Genomic DNA, 26,125 nt, shown 5'->3' with positions numbered 1-26,125 from the left:
CGACGTAGCACGTCGCCTCCGTTTTCCAGCCAAAAACCGGCCGGGCGCTCGCCGCCCCGCCGGTTTTTTTATCACCACCGCAGCCGGTCGAAGCGCCGCGTGTATTGCAGATCCATCCCCTGGAACGTGCCGCCATACACGGCCACCGACCAGTAACGCGTCAGGTTCACCGTCGCCTTGATCGCGTTGCTCGCCGACTGCAAACCCTGTTCGTAGCCGATCACGAGCCATTCGCTCATCGCCTTCGACACCATCACGACCTGCGGATCGGTCAGCCCCACTTCGCTTCGTCCGATCGAGAACTCGTCGAGCCCGAACTCCTGCGCGATGCGCTTGCCGCTCGCGCTGCCGAGCAGCGCAAGCGCCGTCGTCATTGTGCTTTGCTGGCCGACGTTGTTGCCCTGATCGGTGCCGTGTCCAAACAGCAGCCACGACAGTTTTTCGTTGTCCGGCACGTTCGGCTCCGACACGAGCTTCGCGACGGGCGACTGGATCGTCCCCGTCACCTGCACGCCCGCTTCGACCTGCTGGTTGCGGCGCATCGCGAGAATATTGATGCCCGGGTTCGCAACCGGTCCGTTGAACGTGAAGAAGCCATTCTCGATGCCGAGCTTGCGGCCGAACGCGATATAGGTCGAACCTTCCGTCACGCGCACGTTGCCCACCGCCCGCAGCGGCAGATTCGGCGCGGACAGCGCCGTGATCGTGCCGCGCAGGCCGACGTCCGCTCCCTGGCCGCGGAAGCGGAATTTCTGGCCGAGATCGATATCGATGTTCGCGCGCGGCGCAAACGCGCCGACGGGCTTATTCGAATTGCCGACTTCCTGCGGCTTGCCGCTCGCCACCGATCCATCCGGACGCACCACCACGACGTCGTCGCCCAGTCGCGGCTCGGACTTGTCGGGCATGTCGAACAGCGCATGATCGATGACGAACTTGCCGTTGATCGCCAGCCCGCCCTGCGTGCCCGCGTTGGCGACGCTCGCGCTGCCCGACATCGTCAGTTGCCGGTCCGGCGACGCGAACAGTTCGAGCTGATCGGCGACGATGCTCGCCGTCAGATCGGGCTCGGTGTTGTCGAGGCGCACGCGGCCCGTTGCGCGCAGCGTGCCCGTCGCGCCGTGGAACTCGACCTGCTGGAAATCGACGAGATTCTCGGACAGCGCAATGCGCACAACACCGTCCTTCAACTGCACGCCGAGATCGACGAGCGTCGCGGACAGCCCATCGCCAACCAGCGATCCCGACAGATTCGGCTTCGCAACCGTGCCGCCGAGCGCGAGCTTCAGCGCCAGATGGCCGTCGAGCAGATAGCTCGGCCCAAACAGCCCGCCCGTCGTCTTCAGCGACGGCACGTTCGCGTTGATCGAGCCCGACAGCGGCCCTTCGTCGTTGACCATCAGCACGCCGTCGCGTGGCGCAAGCGTCGTATGCGCCGCCGCGTCGACCACGCCGATGCGGCTCGCCTGGGCATGCACGGTCGCGTTCAGCTGATTGCCGCCGCTGAAGTCCGCACGCGCATTGACGTCGGTGATGCCGAGCGGCGCGAAGCCGCGTCCCACTTCGATCGTGATGTCACCGCCGCGCCGCTTCAACTCGATATGGCCCGTCGCCGTTTCGCCGAGCACAAAGTCCCAGTTGCCGTCGAACACGAGGTCCGTCTTCAAGGTCGACGGCACGCCTGTGAATTCCTGGCGCAGTTCGAGCATGCGCGCCACCGACGCGCCCGTCAGCGTACCCGCCGACTTGATGCGCCCGTGATCGAGCGCAAACGACTTCAGGTCGAGCACTGAGCCTTCCAGCGTGAACCGCGTCGGACCGAGCGTCACGCGCTGGCCGCCCGCGCTGACGGTCAGCGGCGTCTCCATGTTCAGTGCGGGTGTGCCCTTGTTCGACAGGCGCGTGACGGTGCCGTCCCAGTGCGTGCCGTCGCGCGCATCGGTGAGCTTGCCGTTCGCGGCCACGGCGAGATCGAGCGGCCGGCCTTGCAGCGTGCCCGTCGCGGCGGCGTCGAGCGTGTGCTTCGCGCGCGTGCCGTTCAGGTGCGCGGTGAGCGTGTTCAGTTCGACGCCCGCCGTGCTGATATTGCGCGCGTCCGTCGTGAAGACCATCGCGCCGTTCGCGCCATCGCGTAGTTCGGCGTGACCTTCGGCGTGACCGACCTTGTTCGCACCGAACACGACGCTGTCGGCCTTGTAGTCGAGCGCGACATTCGGATGCTCGAAAGTGCCCGTCACGTCGCCCTGCGCCGCGACGAGGCCAGCGAGACCGAAGCCCAGTCGCTCCAACTCCGGCGCGTCGATATGAAAGCGCAGCCGGTCGCCGCGCGCGCCGAAGCTGCCCTGCAGATCGACCTGATTGCCCGCCACCGACAGATTCGCGCGGCTCGGCAGAATCCGCGAGCCGGCTAGCTGGATGGTGCCGCTGCCTGTCATCGGCAGGCCGTCGTAGACGCTTTCGCCTAGACGGAACTCGGCTTTTGTCGTGAAGGTTGGTGCGAGCAAGCCCGCCGCCGTCAGCGTGCCGTTCACGCGCGCTTCGATCTTGCGCGACGCGGGTGCTTTCACCGTTGCTTTCACGGGCTCTTTCGGCGGGCTCACTTGGGCGCGCTTGCCTTTGCCCTTGCCTGAGCCGCTGGTACTGGCTGGCGCCGCCGTGCGCGACGGCGTTTGCGTCGTCAGCGACAGCGGATCGAAGTCCGTCAGCGTCGCCTTCAGGTTATAGGTGGAACTGGCGTCACGCTTGATCGCGCCGTTCAGGTCGATGCGTCCTTTGCCTGAACTCAGGCGCACGTCGTTGAAACTGGTGCGCGCGGGATCGAGCGTGACCTTGCCCTGCACACGCAGCGCCGCCTTCGGATCGTTCAGATCGAGCGTGACGCTCTGCACGTCGTCGTTCAGCCGGATCGAGACAGGGCCGGCGAACTGCGTCGGCCGCACGCTCGCCTGCAATGCGTTCAGATCGAGCTTCGCGACCTTCAGGTCGAACTGGCCGCGCTTGCCCATCAGCGCGCCGCCGCCCGTGACGGTCGCTTCCTTGACCAGCCGCACGTTGAGGTTCGAAATGCGCTGCGCCTTGGCGTCGAGCTGCACGTCGGCGCGCGCATCGATCAGCGGCAGCAGATGCGCGTCGATCGAGCCGGGCTTCGCGTTCACGATCGACACCTGGCCTTGCACCGCAAAGCCCGGCGAACGATGGGCGGCGTCGGCTTGCGCCTGAGAGGCCGCCGGCGGTGCACTTGCTGCGCTCGCTGCACTCGCGAGGACTGCGGAGCTTGCCGCGCGGCCCGGTTTCGGCGAACTGGCCGAACTGGCTGCACGCGCAGACTTCACCGCGTTCGCCGAACTGGCCGAACGCGCAGATTTCGCCGCGCTCGCCGAACTGGCCGCACGTGCAGATTTCACCGCGCTTGCCGAACCTGCCGAACTAGCCGCCGTGACCGTGCTCGCAGCAGCCACGGCACTCGCCACGCTCGCCCCACTCGCCGGCACCACATGCCCTGCCGCGTCCCGCTGCACCGGCTGCAATTCCGCGCGCACGGCGAGATCGGCCAGCGGCGCGCCGGGCGCGAAGGCTTGCGGATTGACGTGATCGAAGACCAGCGTCGCGCGCTGCAGCGGCACCTCCGCGAACGGCGTCGCCTCGACGCGCGCGTGGCCCGTCAGCTTCATCCCCGATGCGTCGAGCTCGGCAATCAGCGTTTCGAGCGAACCAGACAGATGCGCGCGCACCTGGACGGCTTCGTCGTTGACCTTGCCCGAATAGCCAGCGTCGCCCGTCAGCGGAAACGGCCGCACGCCGTCGAGCTTCGCCGCTGCCGTCACCGCGCCGAACGGCGTGTCGAGTCGATCGACGGACGCCTCGTGATGGCGCCCGTCGCTGCGCCCATGAAACAGCAGCCGCGCGTATTCCGAGGTGGATGCGCCCTCGTGCAGGATCAGCTTCTCGACGCTCAGATCGCGCACGGCCAGTTGCAGCGGCAGACGCAGATCCTTCGGCAGGCTCATCGGCTCGGACTTCGACGTGGACGGCGCGATGCGCGCATCGACGGTGCCGATATGCAGATAATCGACGACGAAACGCCACGGCTTGTCGGACAGCGCCCATTTCCCGTCGATGCGGTCAACACGAATGTCCGTGCCGCTGCCGTCGAAGCTGCGCCAGCGCACGTCGCGCATATGCAGCCCCGTCGCGATCGCGCCGCCGTCGAGCTTGCCTTCGAGCTGGCCGTGCAGCAGCTTCACGGCTGTCTGCCACACGTACGCGGTGCCGCGCTCGGTGACGACCACGCCGTACAGCAGCCCGCCCACCAGCGCAACGAGCACCGCCGGCACGGTGATCGCCCATGCGATCTTTTTCCACAAACGCCGCCGCTTCCTCGGCGGCGGCGTGTCCGAACCGTCCGGACCGCGCGGCGGAGGGCCGCCCCGCGGATCGCCGCCCGGCGGCTCTCCGCCAGGCGGTGCGCCGCCGGACGGATGGTCGGATGGGTTCTCGGATGGGTCCGTCGTCATGCTCAAAAAGTGCCGTCGATTCAGTGTGATGTCAGAACGCGATACCGAGCGTCAGATACGGCCGCACGCTGCGGTTGCGCGTGCCGTACGCGAGATCGATGTTGACCGGGCCGACGGGGCTGCGCCATCGCGCGCCCAGGCCGACGCCCGGATAGAAGACTTTCTCGTTCCACGCGTCGGTGGCCGTGCCGATGTCGAAGAACGCGGCCGCGCCCCAGTCGCGGTTGAACCAGTGCTGATATTCGGAAGTGGCCGTCACGAGGTACTTGGTCGGCAGAATCGAGCCGCCGACGTTGTTACCGATGCTCTGATACCCGTAGCCGCGCACCGAGTTCGAGCCGCCCGCGCGGAACAGCAGCGACGCGGGCACGCCGCTCGACGGCCCGCTCGTGAACACGCCGCCCAGCTCCGCGCGAAACAGGACGAGGTCGCGCGCGCCGACGGGCACGTATTGCTGGCCGCGTGCGTAGCCGCGAATGAAGGTCTGGTCGGTCGCCACGCCCTTGACCGCAAAGCCCGCCTCGACGTGGATCAGGTTGCCCGAGCGCGGAAACAGCGGGTCGTCGGTATTGCGGCGCGTCCATGACCATCCGGGCACGAGCGCGCGGCTCGTGGTCGGCGCCTGGGTATTCTGGTCCAGCCTGTCCTGGTAGTAGAGCAGCGAGTACGCGTAGTCGATGTACTGCGACGTCCGCGTGCGCTGCACGCCCGCGCGCAAGCTGTAGATGCGCGTGTCGGACACGTTGGTGCTGGTGTACGACACGAGCGCGCTGTTGGTCCAGCCGCGCAGGCCCGGCGGCATCGCAAGGCTCACCTGGCCGTACTGCTGGATCTGGTCGAGCCGGCCAGCGACGGTAAACGGCCAGGCCGCGCCGAACGTGTCGAGATACGAATACGAGCCCTGCACATGCGCGCCCGTGTCCGTCGAATAGCCGACGCCGCCGCGCACGCTGTTGTACGGAAACTCGCTGACCTTCACGTGCAAGGGGGTATCGAGCGGCTTTTCCGTGTCGTTGCCGACATCGATCGCGACGCTCGCGTAGTACGGCGTGTTCTGCAACTGGCGCTGTAGTTCGGTCACGCGCTGGACATCGTAGACTTCGCCCGGCGAGATCGGATTCACGTTCCTGACGATACGTTCCGGATAGCGCCGCGTGCCCTCGACGTCCAGCTTGCCCATCGTGAACGTGGGGCCGCTGTCGAAGGTGACGGACAGCTTCGCGTCGTGCGTGCGCGGATCGATCCGCGCTTCCGAGCGCGAGATTTTCGCGCCCAGATAGCGGCGCGACTGCAGCGCCTTGAGCGACGCGCCCTTCGCGTCGTCCCAGTCCGTCTGCGTGAACGGTTCACCCTCGTGCAGCGAGAACGCAAAGCGCGTCTTGTTTTCCTGCTCGGGGTCTTCCGTCAGCACGGGGCCGCGAAACGACAGTGAAATCGAAGAAATGGTCGTGCGCGGGCCGGGATCGACGGAGACGCGCACGACCTTTTTGTCGTCGATGGTGCGCACGTCGGTTCGCACGACGGGCGTGAAATAGCCTTGCGTCGACGTCAGATCGCGCACCTGCTGCGGCGTCGCCGTCACGAGAAAGTCGAATTGCTCGGGGCTGATGTCCTCGCGTTTCGCGAAGCGGGAAATGTCCAGATGCTCTTCGAGCAGCTTGCGCAACGAACGCGGCTCCGCTTCCACGTCGACCTCGTAAGTCGGCTTGGCGCGCGCGGCATGGGCGTGCGTCGTGCCGAGCAGCAGCACGCAGAACCCGCACGACAAACACGCGCGCAGCAGCATCGCCGCAAACGATGCGCGCTGCATCGCGCGACGGCCTGTCACGGTGCTTTCGTTGCGATGCTTGCGCGACCGCTCGATGGCCCACCCCGCCAAACGCGACCTCCGGCTCTTATTGACCATTGTTGAAGAATGCCGACACCCGGCCCGCCCGGGCGCAGGGGGAACGAGCGCTATTTGAACACATCGGCGGCGCAGCGCCATTTACGGGATACGCCGCGGCCACGGGCGCTGCCAGTGGCCCTGCGGCGGCACTGTGCAACGAGCGCCCGCCTTGGACGCCGCCGGCCGCCCACGGTTCCGCCAGGTTCCGCCGACTTTTCGCTTGGCGTTGGCGAGCTTGCGGTAAAATCCTGTCCTGCACGAGCGGCCCCGCGTCATCAGCACGTCGGGGCGCCGTCATCTTCATTCACGGACGTCGAGCCATGTATCAATCGGATATCACGCAGTTCCTGAATCAACTGAAGTCGCAAAAGCCCACCCTGGAAGAAGAGCAGCGCCGCGGCCGCTCGCTGCTGTGGGACAAGCAGCCGATCGACCTCGACGAGCGCGCAGCCAATCAGGAAGCACGCGTGGAGCAGAACTCGTACGTCTACTACCAGAACTTCTAAGTGACCATCGCCGACGAGGCCCGCGCCGCTTCGGGACAGTCCGACGCAGCGCTCGCCGCGCCCGCTACCGACTCGACGCCCAACACCGTCGACGGCATCGCTTTCGCTCGCCTGTACGGCGAGCCGCTCTTCAAGCTGCCGCAGGATCTCTACATCCCGCCCGACGCGCTCGAAGTCTTTCTGGAGACGTTCGAAGGCCCGCTGGATCTGCTGCTGTACCTGATTCGCAAGCAGAACTTCAACGTGCTCGACATTCCGATGGCCGAAGTCACGAACCAGTATCTCGGCTATGTCGAACAGTTGCGCAAGACCAATCTCGAACTCGCCGCCGAATATCTGCTGATGGCCGCGATGCTCATCGAGATCAAGTCGCGCATGCTGCTGCCCGTGAAGAAGGCGGACACGGGCGATGAAGCGGAAGACCCGCGCGCCGAACTGGTCCGCCGCCTGCTCGAATACGAGCAGATGAAGCTCGCTGCGCAGCGTCTGGACCAGTTGCCGCAACTCGGACGCGATTTCCTGCGCGCCGAGGTGTATATCGAGCAAAGCATCACGCCGCGCTTCCCGGACGTGAACACGGACGACCTGCGCTCCGCGTGGGCCGACGTGATCAAGCGCGCGAAGCTCGTCCAGCATCACAGGATTTCGCGCGAAGAGCTGTCCGTGCGCGAGCACATGAGCGTGATCCTGCGCAGGCTGCAGGGCGCACGCTTCATGGAGTTTTCCGAACTGTTCGACACGACGCGCGGCGTACCCGTCGTCGTCGTGAACTTCATCGCGATGCTCGAACTGTCGCGTGAATCGTTGATCGAGATCACGCAAGCCGAGCCGTTCGCGCCGATTTACGTGCGGCTGGCCTATCTGCCGGCCTGACAGGCTGCCGGCCGCGCGCGGGGACGTCATTGCAGCACGCCTTCTTCTCGCTGTCGCAGCCGTTCACGGAACCGAAACGAAGCTTTCCGGACGCCGTACCGCGTGGCCTCGCGTGGCTTATCCAGCCCGCGTTCCGTTCCAGTATCCGGGATTCCAGGCGTTTACCCCGCCGCCCAAACTCGGTGCAGCACGACAATAAATCCACTACAATCCCGCGCTCGAAGCCAGCCTACCGGACGGCCTGCGCCGGGCTTCACATGGATTTCCCGACACTGCGCGCACCGTCGCGTGAACGAGACAACCGCGAGCCTCGCTGCCGCCTGCCGGCGGTCGGCGTGACTCACAACATCGCCCGATCATGAAAGTCATCAGCTCGATCCAGGAATTGCGCGACCAGTTGCGCGGCCAGAACCGCACCGCCTTCGTGCCGACGATGGGCAACCTGCACGAGGGCCATCTGTCGCTGATGCGCCTCGCGCGCCAGCACGGCGACCCGGTGGTGGCGAGCATCTTCGTGAACCGCCTGCAGTTCGGACCGAACGAAGACTTCGACAAGTATCCGCGCACGCTCCAGGCCGACATCGACAAGCTGCAGAAGGAAAACGTCTACGTGCTGTTCGCGCCGACGGAACGGGACATGTACCCGCAGCCGCAGGAATACCGCGTGCATCCGCCGCACGATCTCGGCGACATCCTCGAAGGCGAGTTCCGCCCCGGCTTCTTCACGGGCGTGTGCACGGTCGTGATGAAGCTGATGTCGTGCGTGCAGCCGCGCGTCGCCGTGTTCGGCAAGAAGGATTACCAGCAGTTGATGATCGTGCGCGCGATGACCGAGCAGTTCGCGCTGCCGTGCGACATCATCGCCGCCGAAACCGTCCGCGATGCCGACGGCCTCGCGCTCAGCTCGCGCAACCGCTTTCTGACGGAGGCCGAGCGCGCCGAGGCGCCGATGCTCGCCGTCGCGCTCGCGCGCGTGCGCGAAGGCGTGCTGTCGGGCAATCGCGACTTCGCGAAGCTGGAGCAGGAAGCCGTGGCGTCGCTGGCTGCGCGCGGCTGGAAGCCGGACTACATCGCGATCCGCAAGCGTTCGAACCTCGTCGCGCCCGCCGCGCACGAGCTGGACGCGCCTCTCGTCGTGCTCGCCGCCGCGAAGCTCGGCGCGACGCGCCTGATCGACAACCTCGAAATCTGACGGCCAGAAGGATTAGCCATGCAACGCAACATGCTGAAGTCGAAGATTCACCGCGCAGTCGTCACGCACTGCGAACTGCACTACGAAGGCTCGTGCGCAATCGACGAGAACCTGCTCGAAGCGGCGAACATCGTCGAAAACGAGCGCATCGATATCTGGAACATCAACAACGGCGAGCGCTTTTCGACGTACGCGATCAAGGGCGAGCGCGGCAGCGGCATGATCTCGCTGAACGGCTCGGCGGCGCGGCGCGCGCAACTGGGCGATCTGGTGATCATCGCGGCGTTCGCGAACGTCGACGAGGAAGAACTGAAGGCGGGCTGGAAGCCGGATCTGGTGTTCGTCGACGAAAACAACGTGATCAAGGGCAGCCGCGACCACGTGCCGACGCAAAGCTGGAGCTGATCGCTCCGCTGCCTGAATCATCTGCACGACATCACTAAAGGCGCTTGCGACAAGCGCCTTTAGTCTTTTTTGCCGCCGCCCTTCCCGTGCGCGGCCTTCCCGTCGACCCACGACGTGATCGACGCCCACTGCTCCAGATCCTTTTCGACCCGGCTCTTCGCGACGTCCCACAGCGTCAGGCCGTGCGCCGCGAGCTGCACGTAGTTCTGCGTGTCGCGCAGATAGCCGAGCACGGGCAGATCGAGCCCTTCGACGAAGCGATGCAGCTGGTCCGCCGACTTGGTGCGCGCATCCACCCGCATGCCGACCACGCCGATTTCGATTGCGCCCTTGCGCACGGCTTTCTCTTTGGCGAGTCGTTCGAGAAATTCCTTGGTCGCGAGAATATCGAAGATGGACGGTTGCAGCGGCACGATCACCTTATCCGCCAGCGACAACGCCAGGTTCAGCCGGTTGCCGTGCAGTCCGGCGGGCGTATCGATCACGGCCTGCTCGAGGCCTTTGGGCGGCTTTGCCGGGGCATCGGGGTCGACCTCCCAGGTTTCAATGGCTGGCAGGGTTTCCGGACGCAGATCCAGCCATGCGTGCGCGGACTGCTGCCGGTCGAGGTCGGCGAGCGCGACCCATTGGCCTTCCGCCGCGAAATAGCCAGCCAGATTGGTCGACAGTGTGCTCTTGCCCACGCCGCCCTTTGGATTCGCCACCACGATCACCGTCATGAATTCTCCCGGGAAGATGGCTGGCGCTGGCCAGCCGGTTTGCCGCTCGACTTCCGGCCCGCCCGCGCATTGCGGCTCACGGCGACGGTTCGTGCCGTTCCGTCGCCTGTGCACGCGGCATGGCCGATTGGTTCCAGCCGTTGATAATATCGGCAAAACCCGTCAGGCCGAAGTCCCTACGCGCCTGAGGGACGCTTCCATCCCCTTTTTTCGAGAATCACGACCATGAGCAAACTTCGCAGCGAATACACGATCGACCGGCTTCACGAACGCCAGAAAGGCTCGCTGCCGGGCTTGCTGGGCGTGCACGTCACAGGCCTTGAAGAAGGCGTGCTGACGGCCGAGCTGACCGTGCGCAGCGAGTTGCTCGCGCCGAACGGCTTCCTGCACGCGGCCACCGTGATCGGTCTCGCCGATACCGCCTGCGGCTACGCGTGCCTCGCGCATCTGCCCGACAACGCGCGCAATTTCACGACGATCGAGCTGAAGAGCAACTTTGTCGGGACTTCGACGGAAGGAACGATCCGCGCCGTCGCGAAGGCTGTGCATCTGGGCCGCAGCACGCAGGTGTGGGACGCGACCGTGACGGCGCCCGACGGCAAGACGATGGCGCTGTTTCGCTGTACGCAGATTGTCTTGTACTGAGCGCCGAGGCGTTGAAATGACAAAACGGCGCGAGGCAGGAATGCCCGCGCGCCGTTTCAACTGCAGGCTGGCGTTGCTGCGCCAGCCGTCTGCTGCGAGATCAAGCCGCCTTGCGCGCCTGGCCAATCGATGCCGCCTTCACGCCGCCCACTGCATACAGGCCATTGCCGAGCAGCGACTGCACGATGAGCGTGACCGCCCAGAACGCCGGATACTCCCAGCCGCCATGCGGCGACGCGAAGCCCCAGCCGTTCGGCAGATGCACCGACAGCGCGCCGAGCATGAACGGCAGCAGCACCAGCGCGACCCAGCGGACCTGCACGCCAAGCAGCAGCGCGATGCCGCCGGCCAGCTCGACGAAGGCCGTCAGATAGCCGAGCCAGCCCGGATAACCGATCGACTGGAAGAATTGCGCCGTGCCCGGCAGCGTGAAGACGAAGATCTTCTGCAGGCTGTGCGCCAGATACAACACGGCTAGCGCGACGCGCAGGATCGTGGCGGCAAGCTCGGGTTTGCTGTCGACGGTCGGGTTCATGTCGGTTCCTTAGGATCGGGTTTGACCGCGCGGAATGCGCCGTCGATGGAACGGACTTTATTCGAACCCATGCGTAGGAAAAATCGCCCTGGTGGCTTAGATTAATTCCTACTGAGAATGAATCAACCGACGGCCGCCCACAAGCGCTTCAGATCGAGATGTTCGGCGAGCGTATCGGCGAGTCGCTCCAGCGACGCCTCGCGCAGCGCCGGATAGTCGATCGCCTCGGCTTCCCTCAACCCTGCCCAAGCGAGCAGCGACGCGCACGCGGCAGGCGTGTCGAACAGACCATGTACGTAGGTCGCGAGAATCTGGCCGTCGGCGGAACGGGCGCCGTCGGGGCGCAGGCCGCCTGTCTCGTCGGCGAGCAGGAGCGCGGGCGCATCGAGCGCTGGCCCTTGCGTCTCGCCCATGTGAATCTCATAGCCGGAGATTCCGGCAGCTTCGGTGGCGAGGCGTCCCGTCACGTTCTTGAGCGTCTTCTCGCGCGTGAGCGTCGTCGAGAAGTCGAGCCAGCCGAGCCCGGCGACCGTCGCGGGCGGCCCTTCGACGCCATACGGGTCCGCCACTTCGCGCCCAAGCATCTGCATCCCGCCGCAAATCCCGATCACCCGCCCGCCGTAGCGCAGATGCCGTTGCAGCACGGCGTCCCAGCCCTGCGCGCGCAAAAACGCCAGATCGCCCTGCACGTTCTTCGAGCCGGGCAGGATGATGAGATCCGCGGGCGGCGGCGTGCTGCCCGCACGCACGTAATGGAAATCGACTTGCGGATGGGCGCGCAGCGCATCGAAATCCGTGTGATTGCTGATGTGCGGCAGCACAGGCACGACGACGCGCAGCATCTCCAGACCATCCTCATTCGACGCACGCAATTCGCGTGGCAGCATGTCTTCGGCATCGAGCGTGAGGCCGTGAAGATACGGCACGACGCCAAGCACGGGCTTGCCCGTCTTCGCCTCCAGCCAGTCGAGCCCCGGCTGCAACAGGCTCACGTCGCCGCGAAAGCGGTTGATCACGAAGCCACGCACGCGTGCCTGCTCGGTCTCGGACAAACACGCGAGCGTGCCCGTCAGATGCGCGAACACGCCGCCTCGATCGATATCGGCGACCAGCACAACGGGGCAATCGACAGCTTCCGCAAAACCCATGTTCGCGATGTCGCGCTCGCGCAGATTGATCTCAGCGGGACTGCCCGCGCCTTCGACGAAGATCGTGTCGTACGACGCCTTCAGCCGCGCATACGATTCGAGCACCGCTTCGAACGCGACGGGCTTGTAGTCGTGATAGGCGCGCGCGTCGAGATTCATGCGCGCCCTGCCGTGGATGATCACCTGCGCGCCGCGATCGCTGGTCGGCTTGAGCAGCACGGGGTTGAGATCGGTATGTGCGTCGATGCCCGCGGCCACCGCCTGCAATGCCTGCGCGCGGCCGATCTCGCCGCCGTCGACGGTCACCGCGCTGTTGAGCGCCATGTTCTGCGGCTTGAACGGCGCGACCCGCGCACCCGAGCGCCGCGCGAGACGGCACAGACCGGCGACGAGCGTGCTCTTGCCCGCATCGGATGTCGTGCCTTGAATCATCAGCGTGCCGCGCGGTACGTCGAGCGGTTCAGACGAAGCGTCGGGAATGGAAGACACAGTGTGCGCGAACAGGGTGAGAGAGGAAGCCCGCATTATCCCATCGCACTCGAGCCCACGCGCTTGAACGATGGCACAGTCGGTACAGTCGGTACAATCACGCGATGATTTCCCGCGACCTCACCTTCGTCCTCGGCGGCGCGCGCTCGGGCAAGAGCCTGCACGCCGAACAACTCGCGAGCGCGAGCGCATTGCCCGTGACCTATGTCGCGACCGCGCGCATTGGCGACGACGAGTTCGCTGCGCGCGTCGCGCGCCATCGCGAAAGGCGGCCCGCGCAATGGGCCTTGCTCGAAGCGCCGCTCGATCTGCCACAAGCCATCGCGTCGATCGATCAGCCGGAGCACTGCGTGCTGATCGACTGCCTGACCTTGTGGCTCGCGAACCTGCTCTGCCCTGCCGATGGCTCGCCGCCGCTAGCCGATTACCTCGACCGTTTCGCGGCGCTCGAAACGACGCTCGCGCAGGCGCGCGCGAAGATCATTGTCGTCAGCAACGAGATCGGCCTTGGCGTCGTGCCGCTCGGCGCGGCGACGCGTCTTTATGTCGACGAACTCGGCCGTCTCAACCAACGCATCGCCGCGATCAGCACCCAGGCAACGATGATGGTCGCGGGCCTGCCACTGCAACTGAAACCCGCGAGCCGCGCATGATGCTGCTGTCCTTGCCGCTTGTCGCGACACTCGCCACGGCAGCCGTCGCAGTCGACAAATGGCTCGGCGAACCGCGCCACGCGCATCCGCTGGTCGGCTTCGGCAAGCTCGCAGCGAAACTCGAAGCCGCCCTGAACACGGGCCGGCGCGGCCGGCTGTTCGGCATTCTCGCGTGGCTGCTCGCCGTCGCGCCACCCGTTCTGGTCGCCACGTGGCTCGTGCTGACGCTACCGTTGATCTGGTCGTGCGCGCTGCATGTCGCGCTGCTTTACTTCGCGCTCGGCGCGCGCAGTCTGCACGATCACATCGAGCCGATCGGCCGCGCGCTCGCGAAACGCGATCTCGCGCAAGCGCGCGTGTTGACGGCGCGCATCGTGTCGCGCGAAACATCGCATGCGGACGAAAGCGCGCTGTCGTGTGCGGCCGTCGAATCGGCATTGGAAAACGGCAACGATGCGATCTTCGGCGCGCTGTTCTGGTTTGCGATCTTCGGCGGTCCGGGAGCGCTGGCATTCCGTCTCGCGAATACGCTCGATGCGATGTGGGGTTATCGCACGCCGCGCTATCTGCGCTTCGGCTGGGCGGCGGCGCGTTTCGACGATGTGCTCAACTACGTTCCTGCGCGGCTGACCGCCCTCAGCTACGCGCTGCTCGGCGACACGCGCACAGCATTGCAATGCTGGCGCGAACAGGCGCCGCGCTGGGACAGTCCGAACGCGGGACCCGTGATGGCATCTGGCGCGGGCAGCCTCAATGTGCTGCTCGGCGGGGCAGCGGTCTATCACGGCGTGATAGAACAGCGTCCGACGCTCGGCGCGGGTCACACGGCGAGCGCGCAGCATATCGAGGCGGCGCTGATACTGGTCGAGCGCAGCGTGATCCTGTGGCTCGCCATGTTCATCGCACTCGCGCTGCTGAGCGTGCCGTTTCAGAGCTAGACGATGACCCGAACCATTCAGCACGGCGGCAATTTGCATGAAGCGGCCCGCCGCTATGAGATCCCTTACGACGCGTGGCTCGATCTGTCGACGGGCATCAATCCGCACGGCTACCCGGTGCCGCCCGTTCCCGCCGATGCATGGCGGCGTCTGCCCGACAACGGCGACGGCTTCGCCGAACGCGCGGCACGTTACTACGGCGCGCCGGACGCATCGCATGTGTTGCCTGTTGCGGGAAGCCAGGCGGCGATCCGCGCGTTACCTCACCTGCTTCGACACGGCACGGTCGGCATTGCACCGCTGACGTATGGCGAATACGCGCCTGCGTTTGCGCGCACGGGGCATCGCGTGACGACGCTCGACGTCACACGTTCTACCTTGCCCGATGACATCACGCATGCCGTCGTCGTCAATCCGAACAATCCGACGGCCGAACATGTGCGCGCCGCGACGCTGCTGCAATGGCATGAAACGCTGAGCGAACGCGGCGGCACGCTGATCGTCGACGAAGCGTTCGCAGATGCGATGCCGTCCGAGTCGATTGCTGCGCAAACGCATCGCGAAGGACTCGTCGCGCTGCGCTCGCCCGGCAAGTTCTTTGGTCTCGCGGGCGTACGCGCGGGGTTCGTGCTGGCGTGCCCTTCACTGCTCGAATCGCTCGATGAAACGTTGGGTGCATGGACCGTCAGCGGCCCGGCACGTCATGCCGTCAGCGCCGCATTCGCCGATACAACATGGCAGCACGACATGCGCGCGCAGCTTGCAGAGGAAAGCGCCCGTCTCGTCGCGCTGCTGTCGGCGCACGGCTTCATCGTGCGTTCGACGCCGCTCTTCGCATGGATCGCCGACACGCGCGCCGTGCAACTGCATGATGCGCTGGCCAAGCAAGGCATCTGGACACGCTTCTTCGCCGATCCAGCGAGCGTGCGGTTCGGCCTGCCTGCAACGGAAAACGAGTGGACTCGCCTTGAAACCTGCCTGCATCACGCGATGACGGCGCGATAAGAACGATGCGACTTTCCCGATCACTTCGCGCACTGACCGCAACCTGCACGCTCGCCATCACAGCGCACGCGCATGCGGCCATCGACGTCGTCGACGACACGGGCGCGACCGTCACGCTCGCGCAGCCCGCACAACGCGTGATCAGCCTCGCGCCGCACGTAACGGAAATGATTTACGCAGCGGGCGGCGGCGCGAAGCTCGTCGGCGCGGTCGCGTACAGCGACTATCCGCCCGCAGCGAAACAGGTGCCGCGCGTCGGCGACAACAAGTCGCTCGATCTCGAACGCATCGTCGCGTTGAAGCCGGATCTGATCGTCGTGTGGCGGCATGGCAATGCGCAGCGGCAGACCGACCGCCTGCGCGAGTTGCACATTCCGCTCTACTTCAGCGAGCCGCATCGTCTCGACGATATCGCCGTATCGCTGACGAAGCTCGGCACGCTGCTCGGCACGTCATCGTCCGCCGATGCGGCGGCGCGCACTTATCGCGACGAGATCGCGCGGTTGCGCACGCGCTATTCGACACAGCCTGTCGTCAGCGTGTTCTATCAGGTATGGGACGAGCCGTTGATGACGCTCAACGGCGAACACATGATCAGCGACGTGATCGCGCTATGCGGCGGACGCAACGTGTTCGCGAAGCTCGAACCGCTGGTGCCGACGGTATCGACGGAAGCGGTGCTGGCCGCCAATCCCGAAGCGATCGTCACGGCCGCGCCCGGCGCGACGCAGCCCGACCGCCCGCTGCCGTCGCTCGACAAATGGAAAGCATGGCCCGGCATGACGGCTGTGGCGCGCAACAACCTGTTTGCGATCGACGGTGATCTGATCAATCGCCCCGCGCCGCGTCTCGCGCAAGGCGCGGCGCAACTGTGCGAAGACCTCGACGTCGCGCGCTCGCGCCGCGCGGGCCACTGAACGACGTCACGCGTTCCAGCGCACGATCGACCATTGCAGGTTCGTATCGTCGCGGCGCAACCAGACGCAACCCGCCATATCGATCGACCATGTCAGGCAGCGCTCGACGGACAACCCGAGCACGGTCGCCGCGATCACGCGCATCACACCCGCATGCGTGACGACATACGCCGGCGTCAATTCCCGCGTCTGCTGGAATACGTCGAACCACGCGCGCACGCGGCTCACGAACTGCTCGACGCTTTCGCCGCCATGCGCGCGGGCGCCTTCGAAATCCTCAGCCCACGCATCGAGCAACGCGCGATCGATATCGTCCCAACGTTGCAACTCCCACGTGCCGAAGTCCATTTCCTTCAGACTGTCGTCGATGCTATACGCGCACCCAAAGTTCGCGGCGAGGGCGGTCGCAACCGTTGCGCAGCGCGTGAGCGGACTCGACAACAGCACACGTGGCGCAGGCACCTGCAAGGTGGCAAGACGCACGGCGACGGCAGCCGCCGACGCTTCCGGCGGATCGGCGAGCGCGACGTCGCTCTGGCCATAGCACACGCCCTCTTCCACGGAAACAGCCGGGTGTCGGATCAGAACGATATCCATGCGAGTCCCACCAGGTAGATGGCCAGTTCGAAGATCTGCTGCGCAAAGCCGAGGCAATCGCCCGTATATCCGCCGATGCGTCTGACGAAATAGCGACCCAGCATGAAACGCAACACGACGAGCACGAGCAGCGCGATGCAACCGGCACGCCACTGCGGCCAGAAGAGCCACGGCATACCCAGAAAGATAGCGCAGCCAAAAGCATTGCGTGACATGCGCTGCGCAACGGGTTTGGCCTTGCCTTCCGCCCGCACGTAATCGAGCGTGACGAGGTAGCTGATCGCGCAGGCGCGGCTCGCCGCATGCGCCGCGATCATCAGCCATGCCGCGTAGAGCGGCGGTAAGGCGGCAAGCGTTTGCCACTTCAATGCAAGCGCGACCATCAACGCAATCGCGCCGAATGCGCCGATGCGTGAGTCATGCATGATGCGCAGCGTATCGTCGCGTGTATAGGCGCCGCCGAACGCATCCACGCAATCGGCCAGCCCGTCTTCATGAAATGCGCCCGTGATGAGCAGCGTCGTGGCCATCGACAGCAACACGGCGACGCCCGGCGGAAAGATGCGCAACGCAGCCATGTATACGATTGCGCCCGCTGCGCCGACGAGTGCGCCAATCAATGGAAAATAACGCGCCGCCGCGTTCAGATAATGCGGTTCGTAGCCGACCCAGCGCGGCACGGGCACACGCGTGAAGTAGCCGAGCGCTGTGAAGAAATAACGCAGTTCATTCATCGCTGATTCGACGCATTCTTGTCATCACAGTTCTCGCGCTTCGAACGCCTCGATTGATGCACGCGCCGCGCATCATGCATCGCGTTGCGCGACGCCTGCCGATTCGAAGCTCGCCATTTCGTTGACGAACGCCACGGCGGCGCGCAGTAAAGGCATAGCAAGCGCCGCGCCCGTTCCTTCGCCCAGCCGCAGATCGAGCGCGAGCAGCGGCACCGCGCCGAAGTGATCGAGCATGCGGCGGTGCCCCGCTTCGTTCGACGCATGCGCGAACACGCAGTAATCGCGCACGGCAGGCGCGAACGCGTCGGCCACCAGCAGCGCGGAGGTCGCAATGAAACCGTCGACGACGATCGTCATGCGTGCCTCTGCCGCTGCGAGATACGCGCCCGCCATCATCGCGATCTCGAAGCCGCCGAAGGTTGCGAGCGCATCGAGCGGATCGTTCGATGCCGGGTGATAAGCAAGCGCCGCTGCCAGCACGTTGCGCTTCTTCACGAGGCCGGCGTTGTCGAGACCCGTGCCGCGCCCGACGCAATCGTCGATAGGCACGCCACACAGACGGCTCATCAGGCACGCAGCCGACGAGGTATTCGCAATGCCCATCTCGCCGAAGCCGATCACGTTGGTACCCAGCGCCGCGTGATGACGAACACGGTCCGCGCCCGCGCGCATCGCGGCGAGTGCTTCGTCGCGCGTCATCGCGGGCTCTTGCGCGAAGTTGCGCGTGCCACGCGCAATGGGAATATCGACGAGCTTCTCGTGCGGCGCGAACTCATGCGCGACGCCCGCATTTACCACTTCGAGTTCGAGGCCCGCAACGCGGCTGAACGCATTGATCGCCGCGCCGCCAGCGAGAAAGTTGAGCACCATTTGCGCCGTCACCGCTTGCGGATACGGACTCACGCCCGCGTTCGCAATGCCGTGATCGGCGGCGAAGACGATGATCGCGGGACGCACGATGCTGGGCTGCGTGCTGCGCTGGATCATGCCCATCTGACGCGCGAGCGCTTCGAGCTGGCCGAGACTACCAGGTGGCTTGGTCTTCAGATCGATGATGCGTTGCAGCTCGGCGCGCAATGTCTGGTCGAGCGGCTCGACGACGGGCAGGGAATGCGAAGTGGTCATGTTCGTGTTTGCGTGAAGGGTTCGGTTCATGCGTGTTCAGTTGCGAGACGCCGCGCGCAGCGCCGGAATCAGCGCTTCATCATCGCCGTCGCGGATCAGTACGAGCGGATAGCCGAATGCGCGGCTGGCGAGTTCGGGCGTCAGCACGTCGCGCGCGCGTCCCGCATGCGCGGCGCCGTTGCCTTCGAGCAGCAGCGCGTGCGTCGCAAAACGCCGCGCGAGATTCAGATCGTGGCACGAGAACATCACTGTACGCCCGGCGCCGCGCGCCCATGCGCTCAACGCCTCGAGGCAGTCGATCTGATGATGCAGATCGAGATGCGTGAGCGGCTCGTCGAGCAGCAGCAGCGGCGCGTCCTGGCATAACACGGCCGCGAGCGCGACGCGCTGGCGCTCGCCGCCCGACAGCGACAGCACGTCGCGTGCAGCGAACTCCGCGAGACCGAGCGCATCGAGCGCCGCATGCGCGGCGGCGCGATCCTCGTCTCGCTCCCAGCCCCAGCCGGCCAGATGCGGAAAGCGATTCAGCAGCACGATGTCGAGTACGCTCGCGTTGAATGCATCGTGCGAGGTTTGCGGCATCAGCGCACGACGCTGCGCGAGGCGCGCGAGCGGCCATTCGTTCACGCGCGTTCCGTCCAGTTCGATGTGCCCTTTCGCTGGACGCATGAGACCCGCGAGCGTCGAGATGAGCGTCGTCTTGCCCGCGCCGTTCGGTCCGGCGATGCACCAGACTTCGCCCGGATAGAACGTGTGCGTGAAGGCATCGAGTAACGTGCGCGAGCCGGCGCGCAAGGTCAGCTGGTCTGCGTGCAGCGTGGCATCGGCACTTGTGCGTGCGTTCCTGCGTGAGTTCATGCGCGTCTCCGTCGGAGCAGCATCCACAGGAACACGGGCACGCCGATCAACGCGGTGATCACGCCGACGGGTAACTGCGCGGGCGCGATCACGGTGCGCGCGATCAGATCGGCGCCCATCACCGCAACGCCGCCGCCGAGCGCCGCTGCGGGCAGCAGCATCCGCTGATCGTTGCCGAATGCGAGACGCAGCATGTGCGGCACGACGAGCCCGACGAAGCCGATCGTGCCGCCCGTCGTCACGGCAGCCGCGGCGGCAAGTGACGCGACGAGATAGACGCGCAGCCGCGCACGCATCACGGGTACGCCGAGCGCTTGCGCCGCGGCATCGCCGCGCAGCAGTACATTGAGTTGCGGCGCGATGGGTACGATCGCGAGCAACGCGATACACAATGCAGCGAGCGCGAGCCACGGCATGCCGCCGCCGTTCAGATCGCCCGTCAGCCAGAACAGCATGCCGCGCAGGCGGCTGTCGGGCGCGACCGTCAACAGCAGCGTGATGACGGCGCCCCACCCTGCAGCGATCACGGCACCCGTCAGCAGCAGACGCGGCGATGCGTCCTGCGGCTCGCCGCGCCATAGCGCGCCGCGTGCAAGACCGAGCACAAGCAGGATCGACACGAACGCACCGGCGAACGCCGATGCATCGACGATCCACCACGCGCAGCCCGCGATCATCGCGACGAGCGCAAAGCTCGCCGCGCCGCCCGACACACCGAGCACATACGGCTCGGCCAGCGGATTGCGCAACAGCACCTGAAGCAACGCGCCCGCGAGCGCAAGCAATGCGCCGCAACCGAAGCCGGCGAGCGCGCGCGGCAGGCGCAGCGTGCGAACGATCTGCGTGGCGAGATCGGACGATACGTCAGCCGACGGCAGCAACGCATCGAGCACGCGCGACGGCGCGACGCTCACGCTGCCGAGTGCAAGCGATGCCACGAAGACCGCGAGCGCCGCGATGCCGAGCGCCGTCCAGATAGCGAGCGCGCGCTTCGCGCTCATGCCTCGCGCGACCTGGATCGGCTGATGTTGCGGCTGACGTTGCACGAGTCCGCTCATCGCGCGTCACTGCTGCTGCCAGCCGACCGTGATGTAGGCGCCGCGCCTTGGCGTGTTGTACGTGTAGGCGAGTTCATAGTCCTTGTCGAAGAGATTCTGGATTTGCGCGGCCACATACCACGCCTTCGTGATGTTGTAGCGCGCGGACACGTTCACGATGCCATAGCCGCCGAGTGCCGTGCCACTGTCGTCGCGCTCGCCGCTCACGAGCCATTCGCCACCCACCCGCCAGCTGCCGATATTGCGGTTCGCGGCGAACGACGCGAAATGACGTGCGCGACGGTTCAGATCGGTATGCGTGTCTTCATCGACGGGATTCTGGAAGGTCACGGCCGCGCGCACATCGGTCTTGCCGACGTGGCCCTGCCACGATCCTTCGATGCCCTGCACTTTCGCATGCCCCACGTTCTCCGCGACGTAGATGCCCGGCGTGGTTTGCACATAGTCGATCAGGTTCGTGTAGCGCGTCTGGAATGCCGTGAGCTTCAGCAGGCCGAGCGCATCGGATGCGTACTGCAATGCGACTTCAACGGAATGGCTGTGCTCCGGTTGAATGAGCGGATTGCCGCTGTACGGGTAGTACAGATCGTTGAAGCTCGGCGCGCGAAACGCATCGGACCAGCTTGCAGTCACCTTCCAGTGCTCGTTGAAGTCGTAGCCATAGCCCAGATAGTAACTGTTGGCTCCGCCGAAATCCGAGTACTGGTCGCGCCGCAGGTTCGCCTGGATCTGGCTGTTGCCGAAGCGCCCCGTGTAGCCCGCGAACCCCGAGTTCACGTGACGCGCGGGCGCGCTGTACTGATTCGAGTCGAGTGTCTGGTCGAGATGCTCGTAGCCCAGTTGCAGCTTCTGGTCACGTGCGAACGTGAAGTCGTTCTGCCACGTGTACTGCCGGTTGTCCGAATCGTAGCGGTACAGGTAGTCGCCATTGAGCGACGTATTGCTGCGATCGTTGCCCGTCGCGACAACGAAGCGCGTCGTCCACCAGTCGGTGAGCTTGCCGTTCGCGAAGGCTGAAGCCGTCTGCACCTTGCTGTGCAGATTGTTGAGATCGGTGGGCAGGCCGAAGGGGTTGTCGAAGCTGTCATTGCCGTTCGACTGGAAGTAGCGCAGGCCGATGTCCCACTGGTCGTTCAGCTTGTGGCGCAGCGACGCGCTCACGCTCTCGTTGAAGTAACCGTTCGCGTTCGGATTGACGGGCGCGAGCGCCGGGTCGATCGACGAGAAGCCGTCCGTCTTCGCGCGCGCGAGCGTGACGCTGAAGGTCGTGCGGCCGTCCTTGTCGAGCGCGCCGTCGACGCCCGCCGCCTGGCGCTGCGTGTGATAGCTGCCGTACTCGACGTCAAAGTGAAAACGCGGCGGATGATTGCCGCCGTCCTTCGTGAATACCTGCACCACGCCGCCGATCGCGCCCGAGCCGTACAGCGCCGACACGTTGCCGTTGACCACTTCGACGTGATCGATCTGGTCGAGCGGAATCTGTTCGAGCTGCGCGTTGCCCTGGCTCACCGAATCGATGCGCACGCCGTCGATCAGCACGAGCGACTGTGTCGACGACGCGCCGCGTAGAAACAGACTCGACGTCGAGCCCGGCCCACCGTTGCGCACGATCTGCGCGCCCGGCGCGAACTGCAGCAGTCCCGGCAAATCGCGCGCGCTGTTGTCCGCGATGTCCTGCGGATCGAACAGCGTGGTCTGCGGAATCGCGTCGGCGAGTCGCTGCGCGCGACGGTCGGCCGTGACGACGATGGGTGACAAAGTCGTAGGGATTGTCTTTGACGAAGTATCGGTCGAGCCGTTGTCCGATCGATCCGTGGATGTGGCGGATGGGTTCGCCTCGCCGGCCGTCTGCGCGCTTGCAGCGAGCGGGACTGAAGCGAAGGCAATCACGGCGAGCGCAGCAAGCGGCGCGCATCTGAAGTGTGGACACAGCGGGCGCGGAAACACCTGGCGCAGATACGCCGGGTGGACAAACACGGAGGTGAGCATCGAAAGAGTCCTGTGGGCCTGTGCGCGGCCCGCTCCTCGTGGGCCGATGCCTGTACAAGGAGCGACACGCTCCTTGCCTCCGGCCGGTATCCGGGCTGACGACTGGCCGACCCGCCTTCCCACGCAGCATGCGCAGTGGCGCTTCGCACGGCATCGGCTCTCATGGATGGCTCGACGCGTGCATGGGTCGACCTGCAGGAACTGCGGTCGTTGTACCGTTGCGAGGACAGCGCAGGTTGGCTCGTCCGGGCGGACTTCGCTCCCTGCTTCCCGTTTAACTGCGCGCGGCGCGATACCGCGCGCGGGCACCAAAGTGCCGCAAGTGTAGAAGTGACGCACACACGCGTCAAGAAACGCGAGGTCGTCGCAGGGACGATGACGGTGGACTGTTAAAAAGAGTCCCTTTTTCAAGGGTAAAAATGCGTGAATCGCGACGAGACACCTGGATAATGCCGCGTTAAAGCGCTACTGTTACGTCCTGAAACGAGACAAATGCCCGAGCGTGCGACATTCCGCGCTAGAATGCCATGTCTTTAGAGGACGCAGCACATGCTCACCGAACTCGAAACACTGTCACAGAACATCGGCCGGCTGATCGAGATCAGCCAACGCTATAACGAAGCGCGCCTCGCACTCGAAGAACAGCTCGCACAAGCGCGCGCCGAATGCGAAGCGACCCGCGTAGAACTCGAACAGACTCGCGAAGAACGCGCCGCACTGCAAGCGGAGCGCGATGCGCTGTCCGCGAAGATCGACGACGCCCAAGTACGTCTGAACGCCATCCTCGAGAAGCTGCCGCGCGCTCGCGGTCATGAGCCCGACAATCAACTCGATCTCCTCGCGCCCGAGCAGCAGGCGCAGGCCAATCACGACGCAAACCACGACGCGACCCGCCACGGAGAAAACGCATGACCACGAAGCAGATCGAAGTGTCGATCCTCGGCCAGCCCTATCGTCTCGCCTGCTCGGCGGAAACGGAAGCGGCGCTGCTCGAAGCGGTGGCGCGTGTCGATGCCGAGATGTCGAAGATCCGCGCCAATAGCAACGTGCGCGGCCAGGATCGTATCGCCGTGATGGCGGCATTGTCGCTGGCATCGGAACTGCTTAGGCTGCAAGCCAGCGTGCGACACGGAGAATCATTTCCCGCCGAAGAAATCCGGCGTACAATGCACCAGATGAATGAGCAGCTTGACACTGTGATCCAACAGTACAGCAGCGTGCAGTAAAGAAAATTCTGTTGGGCTTGATTGTTTTGCGGTCGGGCCCATGTTGTAGAGCAAACGTTTTTAAGCTTCCCTGCCTGGTTCGCCAAGGTCATATATTCCTTGAACCAATGCTATATGCACGGTTGCGGAAATTTGTAGCACGGGTGTGCGCGTCACTCTGTCTGATGTACCCGAAGTGCTGCTAACTGCGACCAATTCTGAACCTCAGGTTCAGGATGCCGGCCTAGCGGCTAAGGCGGGGACCTATACGAACGGCATCGGACTTTATCCGATGCCGTTTTTCTTTGGGCGTGCGCTTTGCGTTGGTTGGCGCGCACCGCATTGCAAACCGTTTGAACCCGACTGTTCGACGAAGACTTCCTTCTATCTCACGTTCAATCCGACTCATGCGCTACTGGCTGATGAAGTCCGAACCGGACGAAGCGAGCATCGACGATCTCGCGAATGCCCCGCAACGCACGCTGCCCTGGACGGGCGTGCGCAATTATCAGGCGCGCAACTTCATGCGCGACATCATGAAGACGGGCGACGGCGTGCTGTTCTATCACTCCAGCTGCCCTGAGCCGGGCATCGCGGGCATCGCTGAAGTATCGTCGACGCCCTACCCCGACCCGACTCAGTTCGATCCGAAGAGCCCGTACTACGACGAGAAGTCGACGCAGGAAACGCCGCGCTGGACGCTCGTCGATGTCGTGTTCAAGAAGAAGATCAAGCTGATTCCGCTGGCGGCGTTGCGCGAGCATCCCGAGCTTGCCGACATGCGCGTGCTCGCGAAGGGCAACCGCCTGTCGATCACGCCCGTTACGGAGGCGGAATGGGCGTTCATCACGAAGCAGCTTGCGAAGCGCGCTGCATGAACACGTGATGAATATGCAAGTTCGCGTGACATTCGAGTATTCACTCGGGAACCAGACGACCCTTTCAGACGCCTAACCGCCTCGCAAGCGTCATGCCACGCGCGACGCGCAACTGCGTCTGGCGACGCATGCATGCATAACCTGCTCAACGAAGGAGTCGAACAATGACCAGAAAATCCGCGCTCGTATGGGCGCTCGCGGCCGGCGCCTGCGCGGCGCCTGTTGCACTCGCGCTCACGTCCGTCGCGGCCAATGCGCAAACCGTTGTGCAGCAGTATCAGCCGGCCGGCGTGCTGTCGCTGAACGCGCAGGCGAGCACCGATGTGCCGCAGGACGTCGTCGATATCACGCTGTTCTACGAACAGGAAGCGAGCGATCCGTCGTCGCTGACGGGCACGTTGAACCAGCATGCCGACCAGGCGCTGCAGAAGGCCAAGGGCGTGAGCGGCGTGACGGCGCGCACCGGTTCGTTCTCGATCTATCCGTCGACGGATCGCGACGGGCGCATTTCCGCATGGCGCGGCCGCACGGAGGTTGTGCTGGAGTCACACGACTTCGCGGCGGCATCGAAGCTCGCGGGGCAATTGTCTTCGATCATGCAGGTTGGGAATGTGCAGTTTTCACTGTCGCCGGAGGCTGAGCGCGCTGCTGGGCAGAAGCTGACGGGGCAGGCGATTGCATCGTTCAAGCAGCAGGCCACTGCGGCTGCGCAGGCTTTCGGGTACAGCGGTTATACGATTCGCGAAGTGAATGTGGGGCATAGTGGCGGCGTGCCGCCGCGGCCTGTCATGATGATGAGCATGCGGTCGGATGTTAGCGCCAAGGCGGCGGCGCCTGTGCCTGTGGAAGGTGGGACGTCCACCGTGACCGTTAATGTTTCAGGGTCTGTGCAGATGAAGTGATTTTTTTGTCTGCGACGCTGCGGGGGTGGTTTTGGTTTTTTCGCCGGCATCCGCGTTACGGTGTCTGCTATTCACGCGTCGCCCCTGTGCGGGGCGGCACCTGCTTTTCTTGCCTTCGTGGCGCTGCCGGTTTGGTTGTTCTAGCGCTTCCGCTGGCATCCGCGCTATGCCTTCGTGCTTCATGCGTCGCCCCTGTGCGGGGCGGCACCTACTTTTCTTGCCTTCGTGGTGCTGCCGGTTTGGTTGTTCTAGCCCTTGCGCTGGCATCCGCGTTATGCCTTCGTGCTTCATGCGTCGCCCCTGTGCGGGGCGGCACCTACTTTTCTTTGCCGCCGCAAAGAAAAGTAGGCAA

Annotated in this window: 24 protein-coding genes, 1 other RNA gene and 1 riboswitch; of the genes, 14 read left to right on the top strand and 11 right to left on the bottom strand. The window is 64.9% G+C overall.

The annotated features are described in order from the left end of the window. Positions 1–71: 71 nt before the first annotated feature. Together SB822_RS47810 and SB822_RS47805 are read right to left on the bottom strand one after the other, a co-directional pair. A complete protein-coding gene (locus tag SB822_RS47810; RefSeq protein ID WP_410858012.1) occupies positions 72–4,514 on the bottom strand; it encodes a translocation/assembly module TamB domain-containing protein in 4,443 nt (1,480 codons plus the stop codon). A 31-nt stretch (positions 4,515–4,545) separates the two neighbouring features. Continuing rightward, on the bottom strand, positions 4,546–6,300 hold the full coding sequence (locus tag SB822_RS47805; RefSeq protein ID WP_410858020.1) for an autotransporter assembly complex protein TamA: 1,755 nt from the start codon (positions 6,298–6,300) through the stop codon (positions 4,546–4,548). A gap of 422 nt (positions 6,301–6,722) precedes the next feature. Between SB822_RS47805 and SB822_RS47800 the strand changes: the two genes are divergently transcribed. From SB822_RS47800 to panD, 4 genes are all read left to right on the top strand, one after another. Then, positions 6,723–6,908 (top strand): DUF3460 family protein, encoded by a 186-nt coding sequence (locus SB822_RS47800; protein WP_410858011.1) that lies wholly within the window; start codon positions 6,723–6,725, stop codon positions 6,906–6,908. Continuing rightward, positions 6,909–7,781: a segregation and condensation protein A gene (locus SB822_RS47795; protein WP_007588591.1), complete on the top strand. Its 873-nt coding sequence runs from the start codon at positions 6,909–6,911 to the stop codon at positions 7,779–7,781. Between the two features lie 358 nt (positions 7,782–8,139). After that, positions 8,140–8,973 carry a pantoate--beta-alanine ligase gene (gene panC, locus SB822_RS47790; RefSeq protein ID WP_007588588.1) on the top strand — a complete coding sequence of 278 codons (834 nt, stop codon included), beginning with the start codon at positions 8,140–8,142 and terminating at the stop codon, positions 8,971–8,973. Positions 8,974–8,991: 18 nt separating this feature from the next. Further along, positions 8,992–9,378, top strand: coding sequence for an aspartate 1-decarboxylase (gene panD / locus SB822_RS47785; RefSeq protein WP_007588587.1), 387 nt, complete (start codon positions 8,992–8,994; stop codon positions 9,376–9,378). A gap of 59 nt (positions 9,379–9,437) precedes the next feature. Here panD and SB822_RS47780 read toward each other — a convergent pair whose 3' ends face one another. Beyond that, the gene (locus SB822_RS47780; protein WP_007588586.1) at positions 9,438–10,097 is read right to left on the bottom strand and encodes a ParA family protein; all 660 of its coding nucleotides are present in this window, start codon (positions 10,095–10,097) and stop codon (positions 9,438–9,440) included. Positions 10,098–10,322: 225 nt separating this feature from the next. Between SB822_RS47780 and SB822_RS47775 the strand changes: the two genes are divergently transcribed. Further along, a complete protein-coding gene (locus SB822_RS47775; protein ID WP_410858010.1) occupies positions 10,323–10,742 on the top strand; it encodes a PaaI family thioesterase in 420 nt (139 codons plus the stop codon). 100 nt (positions 10,743–10,842) lie between these two features. Here the strand turns inward: SB822_RS47775 and SB822_RS47770 are convergent, their stop codons facing one another. Continuing rightward, positions 10,843–11,277, bottom strand: a complete 435-nt coding sequence (locus tag SB822_RS47770; RefSeq protein WP_007588581.1) for a DoxX family protein — start codon at positions 11,275–11,277, stop codon at positions 10,843–10,845. A 122-nt stretch (positions 11,278–11,399) separates the two neighbouring features. Then, complete coding sequence (locus tag SB822_RS47765) at positions 11,400–12,857, bottom strand: cobyric acid synthase (protein ID WP_410858019.1); 1,458 nt, start codon at positions 12,855–12,857, stop codon at positions 11,400–11,402. Between the two features lie 161 nt (positions 12,858–13,018). Between SB822_RS47765 and cobU the strand changes: the two genes are divergently transcribed. Genes cobU through SB822_RS47745 form a run of 4 tightly spaced genes read left to right on the top strand, consistent with a single transcriptional unit; the run spans position 13,019 to position 16,427 of the window. Next, complete coding sequence (cobU, locus tag SB822_RS47760) at positions 13,019–13,567, top strand: bifunctional adenosylcobinamide kinase/adenosylcobinamide-phosphate guanylyltransferase (protein ID WP_091780473.1); 549 nt, start codon at positions 13,019–13,021, stop codon at positions 13,565–13,567. Continuing rightward, positions 13,564–14,505 (top strand): adenosylcobinamide-phosphate synthase CbiB, encoded by a 942-nt coding sequence (gene cbiB / locus SB822_RS47755; RefSeq protein ID WP_410858009.1) that lies wholly within the window; start codon positions 13,564–13,566, stop codon positions 14,503–14,505. Before cobU ends, cbiB begins: the two co-directional genes overlap by 4 nt. Before the next feature lie 3 nt (positions 14,506–14,508). Further along, on the top strand, positions 14,509–15,510 hold the full coding sequence (cobD, locus tag SB822_RS47750; RefSeq protein WP_410858008.1) for a threonine-phosphate decarboxylase CobD: 1,002 nt from the start codon (positions 14,509–14,511) through the stop codon (positions 15,508–15,510). A gap of 5 nt (positions 15,511–15,515) precedes the next feature. Beyond that, complete coding sequence (locus SB822_RS47745) at positions 15,516–16,427, top strand: cobalamin-binding protein (RefSeq protein ID WP_007588574.1); 912 nt, start codon at positions 15,516–15,518, stop codon at positions 16,425–16,427. Between the two features lie 6 nt (positions 16,428–16,433). Here SB822_RS47745 and cobC read toward each other — a convergent pair whose 3' ends face one another. The 6 genes from cobC to SB822_RS47715 form a co-directional block, all read right to left on the bottom strand. Then, the gene (gene cobC / locus SB822_RS47740) at positions 16,434–17,024 is read right to left on the bottom strand and encodes an alpha-ribazole phosphatase (protein WP_410858007.1); all 591 of its coding nucleotides are present in this window, start codon (positions 17,022–17,024) and stop codon (positions 16,434–16,436) included. Then, positions 17,009–17,758: an adenosylcobinamide-GDP ribazoletransferase gene (locus SB822_RS47735; protein ID WP_007738232.1), complete on the bottom strand. Its 750-nt coding sequence runs from the start codon at positions 17,756–17,758 to the stop codon at positions 17,009–17,011. The genes cobC and SB822_RS47735 overlap by 16 nt, the downstream gene beginning before the upstream one ends. A 72-nt stretch (positions 17,759–17,830) precedes the next feature. After that, a complete protein-coding gene (cobT, locus tag SB822_RS47730) occupies positions 17,831–18,883 on the bottom strand; it encodes a nicotinate-nucleotide--dimethylbenzimidazole phosphoribosyltransferase (protein ID WP_410858018.1) in 1,053 nt (350 codons plus the stop codon). Between the two features lie 36 nt (positions 18,884–18,919). After that, positions 18,920–19,741, bottom strand: a complete 822-nt coding sequence (locus SB822_RS47725; RefSeq protein WP_410858006.1) for an ABC transporter ATP-binding protein — start codon at positions 19,739–19,741, stop codon at positions 18,920–18,922. Beyond that, complete coding sequence (locus SB822_RS47720; RefSeq protein WP_079499081.1) at positions 19,738–20,799, bottom strand: FecCD family ABC transporter permease; 1,062 nt, start codon at positions 20,797–20,799, stop codon at positions 19,738–19,740. The genes SB822_RS47725 and SB822_RS47720 overlap by 4 nt, the downstream gene beginning before the upstream one ends. Positions 20,800–20,805: 6 nt before the next feature. Further along, a complete protein-coding gene (locus SB822_RS47715) occupies positions 20,806–22,788 on the bottom strand; it encodes a TonB-dependent receptor domain-containing protein (RefSeq protein ID WP_410858005.1) in 1,983 nt (660 codons plus the stop codon). Between the two features lie 63 nt (positions 22,789–22,851). Beyond that, positions 22,852–23,116: riboswitch (cobalamin riboswitch) on the bottom strand. Positions 23,117–23,337: 221 nt separating this feature from the next. On the opposite strand from SB822_RS47715, the gene SB822_RS47710 reads away from it, so the two are divergent. The 5 genes from SB822_RS47710 to SB822_RS47690 all read left to right on the top strand — a co-directional run bounded on the left by SB822_RS47710 (position 23,338) and on the right by SB822_RS47690 (position 25,773). Then, positions 23,338–23,700, top strand: coding sequence for a hypothetical protein (locus SB822_RS47710; RefSeq protein WP_007588567.1), 363 nt, complete (start codon positions 23,338–23,340; stop codon positions 23,698–23,700). After that, positions 23,697–24,014 carry a cell division protein ZapA gene (locus tag SB822_RS47705; protein WP_410858004.1) on the top strand — a complete coding sequence of 106 codons (318 nt, stop codon included), beginning with the start codon at positions 23,697–23,699 and terminating at the stop codon, positions 24,012–24,014. The genes SB822_RS47710 and SB822_RS47705 overlap by 4 nt, the downstream gene beginning before the upstream one ends. 64 nt (positions 24,015–24,078) lie before the next feature. Continuing rightward, a non-coding RNA gene (gene ssrS, locus SB822_RS47700) (6S RNA) lies at positions 24,079–24,260 on the top strand. A gap of 140 nt (positions 24,261–24,400) precedes the next feature. Next, complete coding sequence (locus SB822_RS47695) at positions 24,401–24,871, top strand: EVE domain-containing protein (protein WP_042314844.1); 471 nt, start codon at positions 24,401–24,403, stop codon at positions 24,869–24,871. A gap of 164 nt (positions 24,872–25,035) precedes the next feature. Further along, positions 25,036–25,773 (top strand): SIMPL domain-containing protein, encoded by a 738-nt coding sequence (locus SB822_RS47690; RefSeq protein WP_007588563.1) that lies wholly within the window; start codon positions 25,036–25,038, stop codon positions 25,771–25,773. Positions 25,774–26,125: the final 352 nt, after the last annotated feature.

The organism is Paraburkholderia sp. SIMBA_054 (assembly GCF_046534875.1).
GTDB lineage: Bacteria > Pseudomonadota > Gammaproteobacteria > Burkholderiales > Burkholderiaceae > Paraburkholderia > Paraburkholderia hospita.
Note: the sequence above shows the minus strand (reverse complement) of the source record. Positions and strands in the feature narration are given on the sequence as shown.